The organism is Bradyrhizobium sp. 482_C4_N1_8, from assembly GCF_052075965.1.
GTDB lineage: Bacteria > Pseudomonadota > Alphaproteobacteria > Rhizobiales > Xanthobacteraceae > Bradyrhizobium > Bradyrhizobium barranii.
This window is the reverse complement of sequence record NZ_CP197231.1, coordinates 1,215,816-1,236,072: the sequence shown is the minus strand read 5'-3', so window position 1 is coordinate 1,236,072 and position 20,257 is coordinate 1,215,816. Positions and strand designations below refer to the sequence as shown.

Below are 20,257 nucleotides of genomic sequence, written 5' to 3'. Positions count from 1 at the left end.
GATATTGTGCGCGTCCTTCCCACTGAACGTCTGATTTCCGGCAATAACGAGGGCGCCCCGCTTCCCGACAGCCATGTCGAGCTGCCGCCGGTGATCCGCCGCACCGAGTTCGTCGCCTTTGCGCTCGCCGGTCTGTTCCTGATTGCCGTGGTCGCCGTGCTCTACGTCGCCAGGGCATTCTTCCTCCCGGTCGTGATGGCGGTCGTCGCCGGCACCATGTTGTCGCCGGCCGCGAGCTTTCTCGAGCGGCGGCATGTGCCGCGCGCCTTCGGCGCCGTGCTGATCGTGATCGCGGTGACGACGGTGGTCGCCTTCGTCGTCGCGCTGATTGCCGTGCCAGCGATGGAGTGGAGCTCGCGCCTGCCGGAATTGGGCGCGCAGTTGAAGGAGAAGATGCACGTCTTCGACCGGCCGCTGGCGCTGTGGAAGGAATTGCAGACGATGGTGGGCGGCTCGGAGGGGCTGCCTAGCCTTCCGCTGCCGAAAACCGAATGGGTGCAACCGACGCTGGAATTCCTGTCGCCGACCTTCGCCGAATTCCTGCTGTTCTTCGCCACGCTGATCCTGTTCATCGCGAGCTGGCGCGACCTGCGGCGGGCGCTGATCATGAATTTCGGCGATCGCGATTCGCGGCTGCGCACGCTGCGGATCCTCAACGAGATCGAGGTCCATCTCGGCAACTATCTTTTGACGGTGACGCTGATCAATGTCGGCGTGGGTATCGCAACCGGTCTCATCTGCGCCGTCACCGGCATGCCCAATCCGGCCGGGCTCGGCGCGCTTGCGGCGGCGCTCAACTTCATCCCGATCATCGGACCGGTCGCGATGTTCGTCATCCTGGTCGTGGTGGGGCTCGTCGCCTTCCCGACCATCGGCGGCGGACTGATGGCGGGGCTCGCCTTCGGCGGCATCACCTTCCTGGAAGGACACTTCGTCACGCCGACCATCATCGGGCGCAGGCTTTCCCTGAACGCGCTTGCCGTCTTCATCGCGCTGGCCTTCTGGACCTGGCTGTGGGGGCCGATGGGCGCATTCCTGTCGTCGCCGCTCCTGATCGTCGGGCTGATCCTGAAGGAGCATCTGCTGCCGGAGAATTCGCCGCAGCTGCCGCAGGCATGACCGGTTTCCCGAACGGAACTTACCCGGGCACGAAACGTTTTCCGGCTATCTCAGCCGCCAACAGCTTTGGAGCTCCTGATGTCAACCAATGGCGAAACCGGGATGAGAGACTGGACCGACAAAGCCACCAGAGAACGCCTCGAGAAGGATGTAGCAGCCGTGAAAAGCGATATCGCCGCCCTCACCGATCAGATCACCGACGCGCTCAACACCTTTGCCAATTCCACCAGCAAGCAGGCCCGCCGCGGCTATCGCCAGGCCCGCGAGAGCGTGGATTCCGCGGTCGACGACATGTCGGATCGCGGCAGCGCCATGATGGAAGCTGCGCAAGACGCCTACGGCTCGATCGAGGAAACGCTGGAAGATGCCATCACGCAGCGGCCGCTCGCGACCGTCGGACTCGCGCTCGGCATCGGCTTCCTGATCGGTGTCGCCTGGCGCCGGTAGCGTGGGCGCAGGACCTTGACGTTGTTACGGCGGCGCTGTCGCGCCGTCGCTGCCGGCTTGCGGGGATCTGAGGAGCAAGGCCATGTTACAGCGCATCATCGACGGCATCAGCGCATCGACGGGCGCGACCGTCCGCCTGACATCGCTCGCCGCGGGCGCGGCACTCGCGCTCTTCATCACCACGGGCTTTCTCTGCGCGGCCGCCTTCATCTCGGTCCTTCAGACCTATGGACCGGTGCAGGCCTGCCTCGCCGGCGCCGGCATCTTCTTCCTGCTGACGCTTGCCGCGGCGGGGAGCTATTGGGGCTACAAGCGGGAGATGCGGAAGCGCGCCCGGATCGCCGCCGAGCGCGCCGCGAAGTCGGCCGCTTCGAGCATGCTCGCCGACCCCATGCTGCTCGCGACGGGCCTCCAGATCGTTCGCGCCATCGGAATCAAGCGGCTGCTGCCGATCCTGGCGATCGGCGGCGTCGCCCTCGGAATCATGGCGAGCCGCGCCGGCGCATCCGACGAAGCCTCGGCTGAACCGGCCGAATAGCGGTCGAAGCGCTAAGATAATTTCGTCGTCGGCAGAACGGGCGAGCTTGCGGGAATTCCATCCGGCGATCATGCGCAATTTTGCGCCAGATTGGACAATTCCAGCCCCCCTCACGCAAACGCTACTCGGATAGGCGGGCGGTTGCCGCTAAAAGCAGCGCCCGTGATTCCAAAAGTCATTTTCCGCGATGAAACCGTCCGTCAAGGCGAACCTCGCCGCATTCCATCACGATGCCAGATTGTATTTGACGCTCGGCATTGCCAACTGGTCGGTGTTCGTCGACCACATCCCGAACAACGTCGTTAATCTCCTGACGCTGCGAAATTTCGGCTTCAGCGGCGCCGCTGACCTGTTCGTGTTCGTGGTGGGTTATGGCGTCGCCATCATTCACGGCAGGATGGCGCTGGAGCGCGGCTACGTCGTCGCGGCGACGCGCATCTTCCGCCGCGTCTGGCGGCTCTACGCTGCCTATGTCGTGCTCTTCGTGATCTATATCGACACCATCGCCTATGTCGCCTCGCAATCGATGGCGCCGGAGATCATCCACGAATACAACATCTCGGGCATTCTCGATCATCCGCTGCGCATCCTGGTCCGCGGCCTCGTGCTCCAGGAAGAGCCGCTGAACCTCGACCTCCTGCAACTGATGATCCCGCTGATGGCGTTCTTTCCGTTTGCGCTATGGGGTTTGTTGCGGCGGCCGAACCTGACGCTGGCGGCATCGGTCGCGCTGTACGTTGCGGCGCGCTGGTTCGACTGGAATTTCCGGGTCTATCCGGACCAGGACTGGACCTTCAATCCGCTGTGCTGGCAGATGCTGATGGTCCTCGGCGGCTGGTTCGCCGTAACAGGCGCCTCCGGACGCGCGTTGCACGGCATGTCCTGGCTGCGGATCCTCGCGGGTGCCTATCTCATCTTCGCGATGGCGGTCACCTTGATGCGGCATTCGCCCGCGCTGGCCGTCTATTTGCCGGACGTCGTCGTCAACAGCATCGCGCCGACAGACAAGGAAAACCTCGCGCCCTATCGCGTGATCCATTTCCTCGCGCTCGCCTTCCTCGCGACCCATCTCATTCCGGCCGACCACCCCGGCCTGAAGTTGCGGCCGCTTCAGGCGGTGATCACATGCGGCGAGGAATGGCTCGCGGTGTTCTGCGTTGCCGTGTTCCTGTCCTTCGCCGGCCATCTCATCCTGATCACCGGACCGAACCTCGTGGTGATGCAGATCGCGGTAAGCCTCGTTGGCTTCGCGGCGATGACGGCTGTGGCCTATTACATCTCGTGGTCGAGGCGGCAGGACCTTCCGGCCGCCCTGCGGCAGCAGGCCTAGAGCTCCGTTCCGATCTAATCGGAACGGAGCTCTAGATTCCTGTCTTGACGCGTTTTCTTCACGCGAACCGGTACCCACTTCGCTCGAGCCAAATAATCGTGCGATTCTGCTAGGCCGAGACCTGTGGCTGCGCTATGCGGGGAGCCTCTGCGTGAGGGGACCGGGCGTGGCGATGGCAAAGGGCGGGGGTGATGAGGCTGACAGCGCGCCCCGGCGCGGCCGGCCGCGATCGATCGAGACCACCAACGCCATTCTCGAAAGCGCCTATGCGCTGATGGCCGCCACCGGCCTTGCCGCCACCTCCATCGACGCCGTCGCACGCCACTCCAGCGTCTCCAAGATGACGATCTACAAATGGTGGCCGTCGCGGGAAGCGCTGCTGATCGACGCCTTCCTTCATCATGCCGCGCAGATGCTGCCGCTGCCGCCTGCGAGCTCCGGCAGCCCCGCGGCGCGCGCACGCCGCCATGCCGCGGCCTATGCCGAGGCGCTCCAGGGCGAGTTCGGCAAGGTGCAGCTCGCCGTCGTCTCCGAATGCATTTCCAAGACCGGCTCGGCGGAGCTGTTCTATGCCCGCTACCTGCAATTCCGCCGCGACGCACTGGTCGAGATGATCGCCGCTGGCCAGACGGATGGCAGCATCCTGGCGGAGGGAGCGCCCGAGTATCTCTACGACGCCATCTATGGCAGCCTGTTCTACCGCTACGTCTTCGGCATTGCACCGATCACGCCGGCCTACGCGCGCAATCTGGTCGACCTGGTGCTGCGGCCGAAGGGTTAGAGCATGATCCGGAAAAGTGCGAAGCGGTTTTCCGAAAAGATCATGCTCAAAGCAACAATCTGAAGCTCGACCTCTATCGCACCGGCCTGACCGGCGCCGAGATCTTGTCCGTGCGGTCGCGCTCGGACATGTCGACCACCGTCTCCATCGGCGCCGTCAATTCATAGACGTAGGAGGCGTCGGTGAAGTAGCGCTTGGCGGTGCCGCCGAGCGCTTCGGGCGCGACACGGTCGAGCAGGATCAGACCGAAATCGGAATCCGGGCGGCGCGTCGCCTCGCTGGTGTTGAACTCCTCCCAGCGGAAATGGAAGACCTCGTCGGTCCCCTCGCCCGTCACCGTCCAATTCGCGGTGATGTGCGGATGCTTTCCGACCAGCGACAGACCTTCGTCGGAGTGCGAGGCGAGCTCGAAGAACAGGAGCGACAGGCTCTGCGCGGCGCGCGCGCTGACCGCGATGTCGGGGCCGGTGACGGCGATGCGATCGGCATGCGGGATGGCGCGCGCCTCGAACAGGCCCTTCAGCTTGACGCCCTGCCACTGGCTCTCGCTGAGCAGCGAGACCACGTTGGACATGGCGTGGATGCGGCCGATCAGCAGTTCACGCGCAACGTCGATGTCCGAGCCGTGGCGCAGCGTGCGCGTCACGATCGACTGGATCACCGCCAGGATGTTCTTGACCCGGTGGTTGAGCTCGTCGATGACGGCGGTCAGCCGGCGCTCGAAGCCGATCCGCACCTGGATTTCCCGGCTGAGCCGCAGATTGTTGTAGGCGACATAGCCGAACAGGCCGCACACCATCGCGGTGATGGCAAAACCGATCGCCGCCACGATGATCGCCGTCTGCTCAGCGCGCCGCGCCGAATTGGTCTTGGCGTAGTAGCCGAGATGCCAGTCGCGGCCGCCAAAGCTCACCGTGCGCGTCGCCGACGGCGCCGGCCCGTCCGCTGCCGTCATGCGTGACGAGACCACGCCCTGGTCGTTGGCAACGAGCTCGCCACCTTCCCTGCGCGGATCCTTCAGCGCGACCGAGAACAACGACATGTCGTCATTGGTCAGCATCAGGGAGGCGAGCTCGTAGGAAAACGTGACGAAGCCGGCCGGCTCGGTCGCGCCCTCGGGAATGACGGGCGCGGCCACGATGATGCCGATGGGCCCGCCGCCACGCAGCAACTGAACCGGGTCCGAGGCGACCGACCTCTTCTCGACACGCGCACGCGTCAGCATGGCGCTGCGCACCTGATCCTGCTCGTAGCTGCGGCCGGGCAGCGCCTTGGTCTCGTTGCTGCGCGGTTCGAGGTCCATCAGCACGTCGATCGGCTGGGTGACCTTCGCAAGATCGATCGGCTTGTCGTCATACGTGCGAATCTGCGGATTGGGGAAGCCGGCGCTCGCGATCGCGTCCTCCGCCGGGAGAAGCTCGTTCGGCTTCAGCCGGGCGACCCACCCGGCGACCACGAAATCGGTCTTGAAGGCGTAGATGGCCGAGCGCAGCGGCTCCAGCATGTTCGGCTTGATGACCGACGGCGCACGGAACAAGCCTGAGGCGACACGCGCGAGCAGCTCGCGCTCGGTCAGCCGGTCCTGGACCAGGCTCGCGTGGACGTCGATCGCGCGCGCCAGCGCGATCCGGTCCAGTGCCAGCTCCTGGTCGTGGACGCGATAGGCCGCGAGCCCGGAGAGCAGGGCTCCGAGCAGGGCGATGAAACCGATGATAAAACCCAGCCGGACCACTTCGACTACTCAGGCGAAAACAGCAGGTCGGCAATAAACACGGAGCATATCAACGCCGCTCGAACGGCCATGTGCCGAAACAGAGTGGACCCCAGTAACGGAGATAATGAAGGAGGAGGCATCAGTACGCAACTTCGGTCGCCTGAAAAGCTTAATTCGCCCGGCCGATGGTCTGGCCATGAAGGCTTTGCTCCGGGCACCGGAGGTAGTTAATCGCCGTGTCCGAAATTTGTTCCGCGGATGCGGCTTTTGCCCCAGACGTTAACGGCGGAAAACGCCTGCGCCACGTCGTCGCGCCGTCAGCCCGCCCGTTTCAGGCCGCCTTTGGCCTCGATGAAGCCGACGATCTGGTCGAGCCCCTCGCTCTTTTTCAGGTTGGTCATGACGAAGGGGCGCGCGCCGCGCATGCGCCTGGCGTCCGTCTCCATCTTCTCCAGGGAGGCGCCGACATGGGGCGCGAGGTCGATCTTGTTGATGACCAGGAGGTCGGAGCGGGTGATACCGGGGCCGCCCTTGGACGGGATCTTGTCGCCGGCCGCCACGTCGATGACGTAGATGGTGAGGTCGGCGAGCTCCGGGGAAAAAGTGGCAGCCAGATTGTCGCCGCCGGACTCGATCAGCACGAGGTCGAGCCCGGGGAATTTTGCGCGCATGTCGGCGACCGCGGCCAGGTTCATCGAAGCGTCCTCGCGGATCGCGGTGTGCGGGCAGCCGCCGGTCTCGACGCCGGCGATGCGGTCCGGCGTCAGCGAGCCCGAGCGCACCAGGAATTCCGCATCCCATTTGGTGTAGATGTCGTTGGTGATCGCCGCAATGTCATAGCGCTCGCGCATGGTCTTGCAGAGCAGGTCCATCAGCGCGGTCTTGCCCGATCCGACCGGGCCGCCTATTCCGACGCGCAAGGGGCCGTGAGATTTCGACATGTCACTCGCTCTCTCTCGATGGATTAAAGGCCGCACCGCTCACGAGCGAAACAGCCGCGTATATTGCGTCTCGTGCCGCAGGCTGGCGAGATCGGCGCGGAAGGTCGCGCTGCCGAGGTCATCCAAGTTCGCATTCAACGCACGATTGGCGGTCGCGGCAACGGCGGCTTCCAGCTTCACCAGCACCCGCTGGCTGTCGGTCTGGCCGAGCGGAATGAGGCGGCTCGCCGCCGAAATCCAGTTCGAGACCAGCGCATGCAGGAAGGCGTGCAGCGTCGGCGCCAGCGGCACGCCGTGCACCGCGGCAACCACGCCGACGGCGACAGGATAGATCAGTGCCGTGCGACATGCCGCCACCATGGCATTCAGCCCGTCGGCATCCCACGCGGCGCGGGAGATGTCGATGAAGGCGCGGCCCTGCGAGGTCGTCTCGAGCTGCCGCTCGCGCGACGGCACGAAGGCGGCGGCGAGCTCCGCGATATCGTTCAAGGTGGTGTCCTCGCCCAATTCAGTGGCGCGATAGGCGTGGACCAGGAACGTCGCATCGCAAAAGCCGGAACCATCGCCCAGCATGGCGTCGAGCCAGTCGGCCAGCGTCGCGGTGTCAGCGATGTCGCCCGCCTCGACCGCCCATTCGATGCCGCTGGAATAGGAGAAGCCGCCGACCGGAAAGGCTGGCGACAGCCACGTCATCAGCCGGTACAGCGCCGCCGCCTCGCGCTCGGCGAGGTCACCGGCACTCACCGGCTCATTTGTGGTCATGAGCATGCTTGTGGCCGTGGTGGTGGTCGGGGTGGTCGCAATGCTCGTCGTGGTGATGGTCGTGGCCATGGTCATGCGCGGCATGATCATGGTGGTCGTGGTGATCGTGACCATGATCATGGTGATGATGGTCGTGATCGTGATGCCCGTGATCATCGTGACCATGTGCGTGGCCGCCGTCGGCGTAAGCGCCGCCCTCGGGATCGAACGGCGCCTCGATCTCGATCACGCGCGCGCCGAGACCCTTCACCATGGCCTCGATGACATGGTCGCGGCGGATGCGCAGGCTCTTGGCCATGATCTGCGTCGGCAAATGGCGATTGCCGAGATGCCAGCCGACGCGAATGAGGTGGTGCGGATCGCGGCCGCGGATCTCCAGCAGCGGCTCGGGCGCCGCGACCACTTCGACCAGCCTGCCGTCCTCCAGCACCAACGCATCACCGCCGCGCAGTGCGACGGCATTCTCCAGGTCGAGCAGGAATTCGAGGCCCCGCGTCCCCGTCATCGCCATGCGGCGGCGGTGCCGGTCGTCGAAATCGAGCACCACCGTATCCGCCGGCGTCTCCGTGAAGCCGTGCTGTCCCTTAACCTGCGTCGCCCGGATCATGCTTTTACCCCGTTACCGTGTCTCGACCTTCTCGGGCGTGATCACTTCAATCTTCGGCGGCGCCGTAAAACACTTCACCGCGACGCGGCCGAACGTCTTCATGTGCTCCATGGCGCGATGCGGCACCAGCGCCTCGGCGCTCTCCCACTGCTCGACGAACACCATCTTGGCGGGATCGGTGACGCTCTCGTGCAAATCATAGGCGATGTTGCCGGGCTCCTTCCGCGTCTCCTTGATGCAGGCGGTGGCGGCCGCAATGAATTCGGCGCGCGTCTCGGGCTTGATGGTCAAGGTGGCAACGACGTAAATCACGAGAAATCCTCCCGGCTTTTCTTCTAAGGTAAGATACCGGGCGGGACCTTAGACCAGGCGGGGTCGAACGCAAAACCGGAAAAGCCGCCCCAGGACATGCAACAAGACATGCAATCGGGACATGCGCCGGGGACATGCATCCAGACGCTATTTCAGTACATGAAATATCGCTGCGCCATCGGCAGCACCTCGGCGGGCGCGCAGGTCAGCAGTTCGCCGTCGGCGCGCACCTCGTAGGTCTCGGGATCGACCTCGATATTGGGCGTGGCGTCGTTGTGGATCATGCTCTTCTTCGAGATCTTTCCGCGGGTGTTCTGCACCGCATAGAGCTTCTTGTCGATGCCGAGCTTTCGCGCGAGGCCGCCGGTGACCGCCGCCTTCGAGGTGAACACCACGGACGACGCGGTGCGCGCCTTGCCGAAGGCACCGAACATCGGCTGATAGTGCACCGGCTGCGGCGTCGGGATCGAGGCGTTGGGATCGCCCATGGGGGCGGCGACGATCGAGCCGCCCTTGATGATACAGTCCGGCTTGACGCCGAAGAAGGCCGGCGACCACAGCACGAGGTCGGCGAGCTTGCCCTTCTCGACCGATCCGATCAGCTTCGACACGCCGTGCGCGATCGCAGGATTGATCGTGTACTTGGCGATGTAGCGCTTGACGCGGAAGTTGTCGTTGTCCTTGCCTTTGTCCTGGTCGAGCGACCCGCGCTGCTTCTTCATCTTGTCCGCGGTCTGCCACGTCCGGATGATGACCTCGCCGAGTCGGCCCATGGCCTGCGAGTCCGAGGACATCATCGAGAGCGCGCCGAGATCGTGCAGGATATCCTCGGCCGCGATGGTCTCCTTGCGGATGCGGCTCTCCGCAAACGCGAGGTCTTCCGCGATCGAGGGATCGAGATGGTGGCACACCATCAGCATGTCCAGATGCTCGTCGATGGTGTTGCGGGTGAAGGGCCGCGTCGGGTTGGTCGAGGACGGCAGCACATTCTTCAGCCCCGCGACCTTGATGATGTCGGGGGCGTGACCGCCGCCGGCGCCCTCGGTGTGGAAGGCGTGGATGGTACGGCCCTTGAAGGCCTTGATCGTATCCTCGACGAAGCCGGATTCGTTCAGCGTGTCGGAATGCAGCATGACCTGGACGTCGTAATCGTCGGCCACCGACAGGCAGTTGTCGATCGCAGCCGGCGTGGTGCCCCAGTCCTCGTGCAGCTTCAGCGCGCAGGCGCCGCCCTTGATCATCTCGACCAGGGCGGCGGGCCGCGACGCGTTACCCTTGCCGGAGATGCCGAGATTGACCGGGAAGGCGTCGAACGACTGGATCATCCGCCCCATGTGCCACGGTCCCGGCGTGCAGGTGGTGGCGAACGTGCCGTGCGAGGGACCGGTGCCGCCGCCGAGCATCGAGGTGACGCCAGACATCAGCGCGTGCTCGATCTGCTGCGGACAGATGAAATGGATGTGGCTGTCGAAGCCGCCGGCGGTGAGGATTTTTCCTTCGCCCGCGATCACGTCGGTGCCGGGGCCGACGATGATGGTGACGCCCGGCTGGATGTCGGGATTACCAGCCTTGCCGATCGCCGAAATCATGCCGTCCTTGATCGCAACGTCGGCCTTCACGATGCCCCAGTGGTCGACGATCAGGGCATTGGTGATGACGGTGTCGGCCGCACCCTGCTTGTTGGTGACCTGCGACTGGCCCATGCCGTCGCGGATCACCTTGCCGCCGCCGAACTTCACCTCCTCGCCGTAGGTGGTGAAATCCTTCTCGACCTCGATGATGAGATCGGTGTCGGCCAACCGCACCTTGTCGCCGGTGGTCGGGCCGAACATGTCGGCATAGACGGAACGCTTTATTTTGACGGACATCACAAGCCCCGTTTGCGTTTGAATTTTTGGTTGTTCACAGCGAAGCCCTCGCTGCGCTTACGGCATCGTCGAATTTTGCATCGAGCCACGAATTGCCGCCACGGCATCCGGCGACGACCTGCTCAGCCCAGCCCGTGTAGTCGGCGAGATCGTCGCGCTCTTCGGCGGACGGGTCGGAATGAATGCGCGCGCCGATGTTGCTGATCTTGTCGGCGATCTTGATGAGTTTTGCTCCGGCAGATTTCTTCGGCGCATCGACGATCTGCCGGCGTCGCCGCTCTGGTTTGGGCAGGCTCATGTCGTCAGTGCATTCAACGACGAGAGAGGCGACGCGATCAGAGAATTTCTGTGCGAGCTCCTCGCGAGTGGTGTCGGTGTCCTCGATCACGTCGTGCAGCCACCCGGCCGCGACCAGCTCGGCATCCGCGCCATCGGTCGCCGTCGCCAGCAGGTTCGCGACCTCCGCGAGATGGGTGATGTAAGGCTCGTTCCCCCGCCCCTTGCGCGCCATGCCGTTGTGCCGGCGCGCGGCCAGCTCAGCAGCTTCGGAGACGAGGCGGACGGCGGGGAGCATGGACTCACAGCTTCCCCATCACGTCGCCGCGAAAACCGTAGATGGTCTTCTTGCCGGCCACGGCGACGAGCTGGACGTCGCGGGTCTGGCCGGGCTCGAAGCGGACGGCGGTGCCGGCGGCGATGTCGAGGCGCATGCCGCGGGCTTTCTTGCGGTCGAATTTCAGCGCCGGGTTGGTCTCGAAGAAATGGTAGTGCGAGCCGACCTGGATCGGGCGGTCGCCGGTGTTGGCCACCGTCAGCGTCACGGTCTTGCGGCCGGCATTGAGCTCGATCTCGCCTTCCTGGATGAAGAGTTCGCCGGGAATCATGCTCTCGCTCCTACCTGATCGGCTCGTGCACGGTGACGAGCTTGGTGCCGTCCGGAAAGGTCGCCTCGACCTGGATGTCGTGGATCATTTCGGGAATGCCCGGCATCACCTGGTCGCGGGTGAGAACCTGCGCGCCGGATTGCATCAGCTCGGCGACGGTACGGCCGTCGCGCGCGCCTTCGAGGATGAAGTCGGAGATGATCGCGATCGCCTCGGGATGGTTGAGCTTGACGCCGCGATCCAGCCGGCGGCGGGCGACGATCGCCGCCATCGAGATCAGGAGCTTGTCCTTTTCGCGGGGAGACAGGTTCATGCAGCATCTCTTCCGTTCAATGCATCAATTCAGCAGCCATCAACTCAGCCACAGCCGCGGCAGCGCCGCGCCGGTCCGCGCCAGCACCGCCATCATATCGGCGCGCAAGCGCGCGGCATCTTGGGCACAGAACCGCGCCATTGCAAAGCCATTCCAGGCGGAGATTCCGACCTCGCCGGCGAATGACTCCGAGGCCTCGCGGATACGCTCGATCAGCGGCTCGTCGCCGGGAACGATCAGCGCCGTGCCGATCGCGGCACCGCCCTTGGCCACCGCCGATCGCCCTAGTTTTGCACCGATATTGCCGTCGAGCCTGACGGTTTCGGCGAACACCAGCTTGCCACCACGACGCAGCCGCCAGCGATCAATGAACTCGCCCTGCTCCATCCGCTCGCCCATGGCGGTGCGGCCAAACACGACGATTTCGCAAAGCAGAAGCGAGGCGGCCTCGTCCAGCTCGATGTCGAAGCGACGATGGACCCGGGCACGATCGAACAGGATCGTCTCCTGGGGCAACCAGCCGAGGTGCGCGCCCGCGGCGACCTTCAAGGCGATATTGAGCTGCGCCGCCGCCCCGGGCGCACGATAGACCTTCTCGGCCGCAGCGGTGGTCAATGTCAGGCGCGAGCCCTGACCTGCCGCGATCTCGATGTCAAAACTGTCTCCGCCGGCAACGCCGCCAGCCGTGTTGACGAACACGCCGGAGAGCCCCTCGCCCTCCGGCGAGGGAAAGCGCACGCGCAGGGAGCCGGACTCATGCAAGACGCCCCGCCGCGTCACCCCATCGCGGGCATGGACGTCGAAGCGCACCGCGCCGCGGGCGCGGTTCGCCTCGAATACCGAAGATGTCGTCAAAGCGTCGCTGCGCATCCGTCTCCCCAGCCGGCCGCGGCAGAAATTTTCGGATTACAGCGCCATCTGGCGGCTGATTTCGGCCGGATCGAGATTGGATCGGTCGCAGGAGAATTTCACCGCGCCGCGATCCATCACCGCGAAACTGTCGCCGAGTTCGCAGGCAAAGTCGAGATATTGTTCGACCAGTACGATGGCGATGTTGCCGAGGTTACGCAGATACGAGATGGCGCGACCGATGTCCTTGATGATCGACGGCTGGATGCCTTCGGTCGGCTCGTCGAGCAGCAGCAATTTCGGCCGCATCACCAGCGCGCGGCCGATCGCGAGCTGCTGCTGTTGGCCGCCGGAGAGGTCGCCGCCGCGCCGGCCGAGCATCGATTGCAGCACCGGGAACAGCGAGAACACGTCGTCCGGAATGTGCCTGTCCTCGCGCTTGAGCGGACCGAAGCCGGTCTTGAGGTTCTCCTCGACCGTCAGCAGCGGAAATATCTCGCGGCCCTGCGGCACGAAGCCGATGCCCTTGCGCGCCCGCTCATAGGGCTTGAGGCCCGTGATGTCGCTGCCGTCGAGCACGATCGCGCCCGAAGAGATCGGGTACTGCCCGACCATGGCGCGCAGGAGCGAGGTCTTGCCGACGCCGTTGCGCCCGAGCACGCAGGTGACCTTGCCGGGCTCCGCGGCGATGGAGACGCCGCGCAGCGCCTGCGCCGCGCCGTAGAACAGGTTGATGTCCTTGACCTCAAGCATCGCTCAGCGCCCCAGATAGACTTCGATGACCCGCTCGTTGGACGAGACCTGGTCGATGGTTCCTTCCGCAAGCACGGTGCCTTCATGCAGGCAGGTGACCTTGACGCCGAGCTCGCGCACGAACGTCATGTCGTGCTCGACGACCATCACGGTGTGGGTCTTGTTGATTTCTTTCAGCAGCTCGGCGGTGAGATGGGTCTCGACGTCAGTCATGCCCGCGACGGGCTCGTCGACGAGCAGCAGCTTCGGATCCTGCGCCAGCAGCATGCCGATCTCGAGCCACTGCTTCTGACCGTGGCTGAGGCTGCCGGCGAGCCGGTTGCGGGCATCGGTGAGGCGGATCGTCTCCAGCACCTTGTCGATGCGCTCGGACTCCGCCCTGCTGCCGCGCCAGAACAGCGTGCCCTTGACGCTGTGGTCGACATTGAGCGCGAGCAGGAGGTTGTCCTGCACGGTCTGGCTCTCGAACACGGTCGGCTTCTGGAATTTGCGGCCGATGCCGAGCTCGGCGATGCGGGTCTCGTCCAGACGCGTCAAATCGGTGACGCCGTCGAACAGCACCGTGCCCTCGTCGGGCTTGGTCTTGCCGGTGATGATGTCCATCATCGTGGTCTTGCCGGCACCGTTCGGGCCGATGATGGCGCGCATCTCGCCGGGCGCGAGCGTCAGCGACAGATTGTTGATGGCGTGGAAGCCGTCGAACGAGACGTGCACGCCGTCGAGATAGAGCATCGCGGAGGTCGCGCGTGTATCCATCACGTTCATTGCGCCTACTCCGCCATCTTGGGTTCGGTGACGCCATCTTCGGCCGCGGCGCTCGCGCTGGCTGCGGTGCGTTTTTCTTTGGACGACTCCCACCAGGCATTGAAGGTGCCGACGATGCCCTTCGGCAGCAGCAGCGTCACCAGGATGAACAGCGCGCCCAGCATGAACAGCCAGTAGGGCGCGAGCATGCCCGAGGTGAAGAACGTTTTTGCATAGTTAACGACGACGGCGCCGAGTGCCGCGCCGATCAGCGTACCGCGCCCGCCGACCGCAACCCAGATCACCGCCTCGATCGAATTGCCGGGTGCGAATTCGCTCGGGTTGATGATGCCGACCTGGGGCACGTAGAGCGCACCGGCAACGCCGGCCATGCAGGCCGACAACGTGAACACGAACAGCTTGTAGGATTCGACGCGGTACCCGAGGAACCGGCTGCGCGATTCCGCGTCGCGAATTGCGATCAGAACCTTGCCGAGCTTGGAGGACACGACGGAGCGGCAGATCAGGAAGCTCAGGATGAGCGCCAGGCAGCTCAGCGCAAACAGCGCGGCACGGGTGCCCTCGGCCTGGACGTTGAAGCCGAGGATGTCCTTGAAGTCGGTCAGGCCGTTGTTGCCGCCGAAGCCGAAATCATTGCGGAAGAAGGCAAGCAGCAGCGCATAGGTCATCGCCTGCGTGATGATCGACAGGTACACGCCGGTGACGCGGGAGCGGAAGGCGAGCCAGCCGAAGCAGAAGGCGAGCAGGCCCGGCACGAACAGCACCATCAGCGCCGCAAACCAGAACATGTCGAAGCCGTACCAGTACCAGGGCAGCTTCGAATAGTTCAGGAACACCATGAAGTCGGGCAGGATCGGGTTGCCGTAGACGCCGCGGGTGCCGATCTGCCGCATCAGGTACATGCCCATCGCGTAGCCGCCGAGCGCGAAGAAGGCGCCGTGGCCGAGCGAGAGGATGCCGCAATAGCCCCAGATCAGATCGATCGAAAGCGCGAGGATCGCGTAGCAGACATATTTGCCCCAGAGCGCGACCAGATAGGTCGGCACCTGCAGGAACGAGCCCGCGGGCAGCAGCAGGTTTGAGAGCGGGATGAGGATGCCGCAGACCGCGACGATGGCGAGAAAGATCGTCGCGCCGCGGTCCAGCGATCGGGTCAGCATGTGAGGGGTCATGCTTCCACCGCACGGCCCTTGAGCGCGAACAGGCCGCGCGGCCGCTTTTGAATGAACAGGATGATGAGAACGAGGATCGCGATCTTGCCGAGCACGGCGCCGGCGACCGGCTCCAGGAACTTGTTGGCGATGCCGAGTGTGAAGGCGCCGACCAGCGTGCCCCAGAGATTGCCGACGCCGCCGAACACCACGACCATGAAGCTGTCGATGATGTAGCTCTGGCCGAGATTGGGGCTGACATTGTCGATCTGCGACAGCGCTACGCCTGCGATGCCGGCAATACCGGAGCCGAGACCGAAGGTCAGCGCGTCGACGCGCGAGGTGGCGATGCCCATCGAGGCCGCCATGCGGCGGTTCTGCGTCACCGCGCGCATCTCGAGGCCGAGCGCGGTGTAGCGCAGCATCGCGAGCAGGATCGCGAACACCGCGAGCGTGAAGACGAGGATCCAGAGCCGGTTGTAGGTGATGGTGATCTGGCCGAGCTCGAACGCGCCGCTCATCCAGGAGGGATTGCCGACCTCGCGGTTGGTCGGGCCGAACATGGTGCGCACCGCCTGCTGCAGCACCAGCGACAGGCCCCAGGTTGCCAGCAGCGTCTCCAGCGGACGGCCATAGAGGAAACGGATGATGCTGCGCTCGATCAGCACGCCGATGCCGCCGGCGACGAGGAAGGCGAGCGGCACGGCGATCAGCAAGGAATAGTCGAACAGGCTGGGATAGCGGGTGCGGATCACCTCCTGCACCACGAAGGTGGTGTAGGCGCCGATCATCACCATCTCGCCATGCGCCATGTTGATGACGCCCATCACGCCGAAGGTGATGGCGAGGCCGATCGCGGCGAGCAGCAGCACCGAACCGAGTGAGAGGCCGTACCAGGCATTCTGCACCGTGGACCAGACCGCGAGCGAAGACTGGATCGAGCTGATTGCGCTCGCAGCGGCCTTGGTCACCGAGGCCGGCTGATCGCCCATGCCTGTCAGCAGCGCCATCGCCTCCTGGTCGCCGCGCGCCTTGAGGGTCGCGACCGCCTCGAGCTTCTCGACCTCGGTGGCATCGGACTTGAACAGCAGGATCGCGGCGCGGGCATCGCCGAGTGCGGCCTTGACCGATTTGCTGGTTTCCTTGGCGAGCGCGGCATCGACCGGCTCGAGCGCGGTCTCCTCGTGCGACTTGAAGACGGATTGCGCCGCCTGGAGGCGCGTTCCGACATCCGGCGACTGGAGCGTCAGGCTGCCGATCGCAGCGTCGACGCTGCGGCGCAGGCGGTTGTTGAGGCGCACCGCGCTGGCGCTGTCGGGAACGCTGGCGACGGGCTCGCCGGTCGCAGCATCGATCGACTTGCCGTCGGCACCGGTGACGTAAACCTTCTTGCTATCAGGGTCGGCCATGAGGCGACCGTCCTGGAGCGCGCTGATGATGGGGAAAGCCAGCTTGTTGCCGCTGCTCGCGACCACGCCGATCGCCTCATCGGTGTCGGAGAAATCGTCATTGGCGAATTTGGCGACCGCATCCTCGAACGGACCGGCAAAGGCCGGCAGTGCGAACGCGATCAGGAACAACGAGAGGACGAAGGTACAGAGACGAGCGGACAAATTGGTTGGCACTTTGAATCACCCCGGCAGAAGTGGGGAGAAGGCGGCGGAATAGCCGCCTCCTCCCGTCGTGCAATGAACCGACAGATCGGGATCAGGAGCCCGAGCCGAGGCACTTGTTGGTCTTGGTGTTGAAGTTGCCGCACTTCTTGCCGACCCAGTCGCCGACCAGGTCCTTGGAGCCATCGAGCTCCTTCGACCAGGCGTCGCCTGCGACAAGACCCGGGGTCTTCCACACCACGTCGAACTGGCCGTTGGCTTTGATTTCGCCAATGAACACCGGCTTGGTGATGTGATGGTTCGGAAGCATCTTGGAGGTGCCGCCGGTCAGGTTCTTGGCTTCGATGCCGGGCAGCGCGTCGATCACCTTGTCCGGATCGGTCGACTTCACCTTCTCGACCGCCTTGACCCACATGTCGAAACCGATGACGTGCGCTTCCATCGGATCGTTGGTCACGCGCTTCGGGTTCTTGGTGTAGGTCTGCCAGGCCTTGATGAACTTCTCGTTCTCGGGCGACTTGATCGACTGGAAGTAGTTCCAGGCGGCGAGATGACCGAGCAGCGGCTTGGTGTCGATGCCGGCGAGCTCTTCCTCACCCACCGAGAACGCGACCACCGGGATGTCCTTGGCCTTGATGCCCTGGTTGCCGAGCTCCTTGTAGAAGGGAACGTTGGCGTCGCCGTTGATGGTCGAAACCACCGCGGTCTTCTTGCCGGCCGAGCCGAACTTCTTGATGTCGGCCACGATCGTCTGCCAGTCGGAATGACCGAACGGCGTGTAGTTGATCATGATGTCTTCCTGGGCGACACCCTTCGACTTCAGGTAGGCCTCCAGGATCTTGTTGGTGGTGCGCGGATAGACGTAGTCGGTGCCCGCGAGCACCCAGCGCTTCACCTTCTCGTCCTTCATCAGATAGTCGACGGCGGGGATCGCCTGCTGGTTCGGCGCAGCACCCGTGTAGAACACGTTGCGCTCGCTCTCCTCGCCCTCGTACTGCACGGGGTAGAACAGGATGCTGTTCAGCTCCTTGAAGACCGGGAGCACGGACTTGCGCGACACCGAGGTCCAGCAGCCGAACACGACCGCGACCTTGTCCTTGGTGATCAGCTCGCGCGCCTTTTCAGCGAACAGCGGCCAGTTCGAGGCAGGATCGACCACGACGGCTTCGAGCTTCTTGCCGTTGACGCCGCCCTTCTTGTTCTGCTCGTCGATGAGGAAGAGGATGGTGTCCTTCAGCGTGGTTTCGCTGATGGCCATGGTGCCGGAGAGAGAATGAAGGACGCCGACCTTGATGGTGTCGTCCGCGGCCTTGGCGCCAGTCAATGAAGCCAGACCCATCATCAGTCCGGCGGTCGCGGCGAGAACGCCACGGCGGCTAAATGACGCCGCTATATCGTGAGTGGATTTGTTAAGCATGGATGTATCATCTCCCTGACGCAGACGTGAAAAAGACGCTGCGAAACGGCCCCACGGCCGCCTGCGATTAATGGAATCGCAAGAACCATGCCATGGGCTGGGCACATGCCAACCTATTGGTCAGATTATATAATTTTGCTGCAATCCAACTTTCGCCGCAGTCCGATTGCCCAAATCTTGGGCGAATAAAATGTATGCCAATGCGGCAGACAGGTTATTTTTTAAGCAAAACAATAACCCTGTCTAAATTTCCGGCATAACTATTTCTGCACTGCAATCACGGTTTGAGGCCGCGTTGCCTTGAAACCGCCCCCTGAATGTTCCATATGGAGGTTCGAGACCTCTTGCGAATCAAGGGGTCGTAGCGAGCCGCGTGTTCTTAAGCCCTTTCCGGGCCTCTGGCTTGCCCCATCCCATCAAGCCATCCGACACCCCAAACACGCAGGTGTCCATTCGACACCCTTATTGCGCGTGCCCCGCTGATTGCGCCGGGCGCTCGCTTTCGACATGGAAAGAACCCATCTTTTGACTTCCTTTCAGGACTTCGGCCTTGCCGAACCCATCGCGCGTGCTCTCGCCGAAGAGAATTACGTCACCCCCACCCCCATCCAGGCCCAGACGATTCCCACGGCACTGACCGGCCGCGACGTCGTCGGCATCGCCCAGACCGGCACCGGCAAGACCGCGTCCTTCGCGCTGCCGATCCTGCACCGCCTGCTCGAGAACCGCATCAAGCCGCAGCCGAAGACCTGCCGCGTGCTGGTGCTCTCGCCCACCCGCGAGCTGTCCGGCCAGATCCTCGACAGTTTCAACGCCTACGGCCGCCACATCCGGCTGTCCTCGACGCTCGCCATCGGCGGCGTGCCGATGGGCCGCCAGGTTCGCGCGCTGATGCCTGGCCTCGAGGTCTTGGTGGCGACCCCCGGCCGGCTGCTCGACCTCGTACAGAGCAACGGGCTGAAGCTTGGAAGCGTCGAATTCCTCGTGCTCGACGAGGCCGACCGCATGCTCGACATGGGCTTCATCAACGACATCCGTAAAATCGTCGCCAAGCTGCCGATCAAGCGGCAGACGCTGTTCTTCTCGGCCACCATGCCGAAGGATATAGCCGAGCTCGCCGACGCGATGCTGCGGGACCCCGCCCGCGTTGCGGTCACCCCGGTGTCCTCGACCGCCGAGCGGATCAACCAGCGCATCATCCAGGTCGATTTCTCCGCCAAGCCCGCCTTCCTGACCAAGCTCCTGAAGGACGAGCCGGTCAATCGCGCGCTGGTCTTCACCCGCACCAAGCATGGTGCCGACAAGGTCGTGAAGACGCTTGAGAAGGCTGGCATCGCCGCCAGCGCCATCCATGGCAACAAGTCGCAGAACCATCGCGAGCGGACGCTCGCCCAGTTCCGTTCGGGCGAGATCCGCACCCTGGTCGCCACCGACATCGCCGCCCGCGGTATCGATGTCGACGGCATCAGCCACGTCATCAATTTCGACCTGCCGAACGTGCCGGAGACCTATGTGCACCGCATCGGCCGCACCGCGCGCGCCGGCGCCGACGGCACCGCGATCTCGCTGGTCGCCGGCGGCGAGGAACTCAGCTATCTCCGCGACATCGAGCGGCTGATCAAGGTAACGCTATCGCGTGAGGATCACCGCACCGATGCCGGGCGCCGCGATGCGGGTCCGCCCCCGCCGCAGCAACGACAGGGCCGGCCGGGCCGCCCGGGCCAGCGTCCGCAAGGCGCAAGGCATGGTGAGGGACGTCACACTGACGGACGACGCACCGACGAAAGGCATGCCGACGGACGCCACCATAGCGCCGCCAAGCATGGCGACGGAAGGCCCGGCGAAGGTCGGCACGGTGACGGAAGGCATGTTGACGGACGTCCCGGTGGTAGCCAGAAGGTCTCGAAGGGGTCTCGCCGCCAACGGTCCGGTGGTAAGACGCATTCTTCCCCAACCGAGCGCCCGGAACAGCGTTCCGCGCATAGCGCCGGCAAGCCCGATGGGATACAAGGCGTGGCCTTTTTACGCCGCGAGAGTCGGCCGATGGGCCAACCGACCCGCAAACCCTATTCGCACTAGCCGTCCACGACCTG

The 20,257-nt window shown here is 64.3% G+C and carries 21 protein-coding genes; 6 read left to right on the top strand and 15 right to left on the bottom strand.

The window, feature by feature from the left end:
- Nucleotides 1-6: 6 nt before the first annotated feature.
- The 5 genes from AB7Z56_RS05775 (at nt 7) to AB7Z56_RS05755 (ending at nt 4,215) form a co-directional block, all read left to right on the top strand.
- On the top strand, nt 7-1,119 hold the full coding sequence (locus AB7Z56_RS05775; protein WP_063980985.1) for an AI-2E family transporter: 1,113 nt from the start codon (nt 7-9) through the stop codon (nt 1,117-1,119).
- 75 nt (nt 1,120-1,194) lie between these two features.
- On the top strand, nt 1,195-1,566 hold the full coding sequence (locus tag AB7Z56_RS05770) for a DUF883 family protein (protein WP_028148389.1): 372 nt from the start codon (nt 1,195-1,197) through the stop codon (nt 1,564-1,566).
- Between the two features lie 82 nt (nt 1,567-1,648).
- Nucleotides 1,649-2,104, top strand: a complete 456-nt coding sequence (locus AB7Z56_RS05765; RefSeq protein WP_028148388.1) for a hypothetical protein — start codon at nt 1,649-1,651, stop codon at nt 2,102-2,104.
- A 187-nt stretch (nt 2,105-2,291) separates the two neighbouring features.
- On the top strand, nt 2,292-3,434 hold the full coding sequence (locus tag AB7Z56_RS05760) for an OpgC domain-containing protein (protein ID WP_063980984.1): 1,143 nt from the start codon (nt 2,292-2,294) through the stop codon (nt 3,432-3,434).
- A 172-nt stretch (nt 3,435-3,606) separates the two neighbouring features.
- Entirely contained in the window at nt 3,607-4,215 is a 609-nt protein-coding gene (locus AB7Z56_RS05755) for a TetR/AcrR family transcriptional regulator (protein WP_063980983.1), read from the top strand.
- 73 nt (nt 4,216-4,288) lie between these two features.
- On the opposite strand, the gene AB7Z56_RS05750 is transcribed toward AB7Z56_RS05755, so the two are convergent.
- The 15 genes from AB7Z56_RS05750 to urtA form a co-directional block, all read right to left on the bottom strand.
- Nucleotides 4,289-5,947, bottom strand: coding sequence for a CHASE domain-containing protein (locus tag AB7Z56_RS05750; RefSeq protein WP_063980982.1), 1,659 nt, complete (start codon nt 5,945-5,947; stop codon nt 4,289-4,291).
- 299 nt (nt 5,948-6,246) lie between these two features.
- On the bottom strand, nt 6,247-6,870 hold the full coding sequence (ureG, locus tag AB7Z56_RS05745; RefSeq protein WP_063980981.1) for an urease accessory protein UreG: 624 nt from the start codon (nt 6,868-6,870) through the stop codon (nt 6,247-6,249).
- 39 nt (nt 6,871-6,909) lie between these two features.
- Complete coding sequence (locus AB7Z56_RS05740; protein ID WP_084794959.1) at nt 6,910-7,638, bottom strand: urease accessory protein UreF; 729 nt, start codon at nt 7,636-7,638, stop codon at nt 6,910-6,912.
- Nucleotides 7,619-8,239, bottom strand: a complete 621-nt coding sequence (locus AB7Z56_RS05735) for an urease accessory protein UreE (protein WP_063980980.1) — start codon at nt 8,237-8,239, stop codon at nt 7,619-7,621. Before AB7Z56_RS05735 ends, AB7Z56_RS05740 begins: the two co-directional genes overlap by 20 nt.
- A gap of 12 nt (nt 8,240-8,251) precedes the next feature.
- Nucleotides 8,252-8,551 (bottom strand): putative quinol monooxygenase, encoded by a 300-nt coding sequence (locus tag AB7Z56_RS05730; protein ID WP_014498210.1) that lies wholly within the window; start codon nt 8,549-8,551, stop codon nt 8,252-8,254.
- Between the two features lie 152 nt (nt 8,552-8,703).
- The gene (gene ureC / locus AB7Z56_RS05725; protein WP_071916691.1) at nt 8,704-10,419 is read right to left on the bottom strand and encodes an urease subunit alpha; all 1,716 of its coding nucleotides are present in this window, start codon (nt 10,417-10,419) and stop codon (nt 8,704-8,706) included.
- Between the two features lie 34 nt (nt 10,420-10,453).
- The gene (locus tag AB7Z56_RS05720) at nt 10,454-10,993 is read right to left on the bottom strand and encodes an HD domain-containing protein (protein ID WP_283017998.1); all 540 of its coding nucleotides are present in this window, start codon (nt 10,991-10,993) and stop codon (nt 10,454-10,456) included.
- Between the two features lie 4 nt (nt 10,994-10,997).
- Nucleotides 10,998-11,303 (bottom strand): urease subunit beta, encoded by a 306-nt coding sequence (locus AB7Z56_RS05715; RefSeq protein ID WP_283017997.1) that lies wholly within the window; start codon nt 11,301-11,303, stop codon nt 10,998-11,000.
- Between the two features lie 10 nt (nt 11,304-11,313).
- Nucleotides 11,314-11,616 (bottom strand): urease subunit gamma, encoded by a 303-nt coding sequence (locus tag AB7Z56_RS05710; protein ID WP_007605424.1) that lies wholly within the window; start codon nt 11,614-11,616, stop codon nt 11,314-11,316.
- Between the two features lie 39 nt (nt 11,617-11,655).
- Nucleotides 11,656-12,486, bottom strand: a complete 831-nt coding sequence (locus AB7Z56_RS05705; RefSeq protein ID WP_063980978.1) for an urease accessory protein UreD — start codon at nt 12,484-12,486, stop codon at nt 11,656-11,658.
- 36 nt (nt 12,487-12,522) lie between these two features.
- A complete protein-coding gene (gene urtE / locus AB7Z56_RS05700; protein WP_014498215.1) occupies nt 12,523-13,218 on the bottom strand; it encodes an urea ABC transporter ATP-binding subunit UrtE in 696 nt (231 codons plus the stop codon).
- A 3-nt stretch (nt 13,219-13,221) separates the two neighbouring features.
- Nucleotides 13,222-13,983, bottom strand: a complete 762-nt coding sequence (urtD, locus tag AB7Z56_RS05695) for an urea ABC transporter ATP-binding protein UrtD (protein ID WP_014498216.1) — start codon at nt 13,981-13,983, stop codon at nt 13,222-13,224.
- Nucleotides 13,984-13,988: 5 nt separating this feature from the next.
- Nucleotides 13,989-15,155 (bottom strand): urea ABC transporter permease subunit UrtC, encoded by a 1,167-nt coding sequence (gene urtC / locus AB7Z56_RS05690; RefSeq protein WP_063980977.1) that lies wholly within the window; start codon nt 15,153-15,155, stop codon nt 13,989-13,991.
- Complete coding sequence (urtB, locus tag AB7Z56_RS05685) at nt 15,152-16,759, bottom strand: urea ABC transporter permease subunit UrtB (protein WP_063980976.1); 1,608 nt, start codon at nt 16,757-16,759, stop codon at nt 15,152-15,154. The genes urtC and urtB overlap by 4 nt, the downstream gene beginning before the upstream one ends.
- An 82-nt stretch (nt 16,760-16,841) precedes the next feature.
- Nucleotides 16,842-18,164, bottom strand: coding sequence for an urea ABC transporter substrate-binding protein (gene urtA / locus AB7Z56_RS05680; RefSeq protein WP_063980975.1), 1,323 nt, complete (start codon nt 18,162-18,164; stop codon nt 16,842-16,844).
- Between the two features lie 507 nt (nt 18,165-18,671).
- Between urtA and AB7Z56_RS05675 the strand changes: the two genes are divergently transcribed.
- A complete protein-coding gene (locus tag AB7Z56_RS05675) occupies nt 18,672-20,243 on the top strand; it encodes a DEAD/DEAH box helicase (RefSeq protein WP_063980974.1) in 1,572 nt (523 codons plus the stop codon).
- The last annotated feature ends 14 nt before the right edge of the window (nt 20,244-20,257 follow it).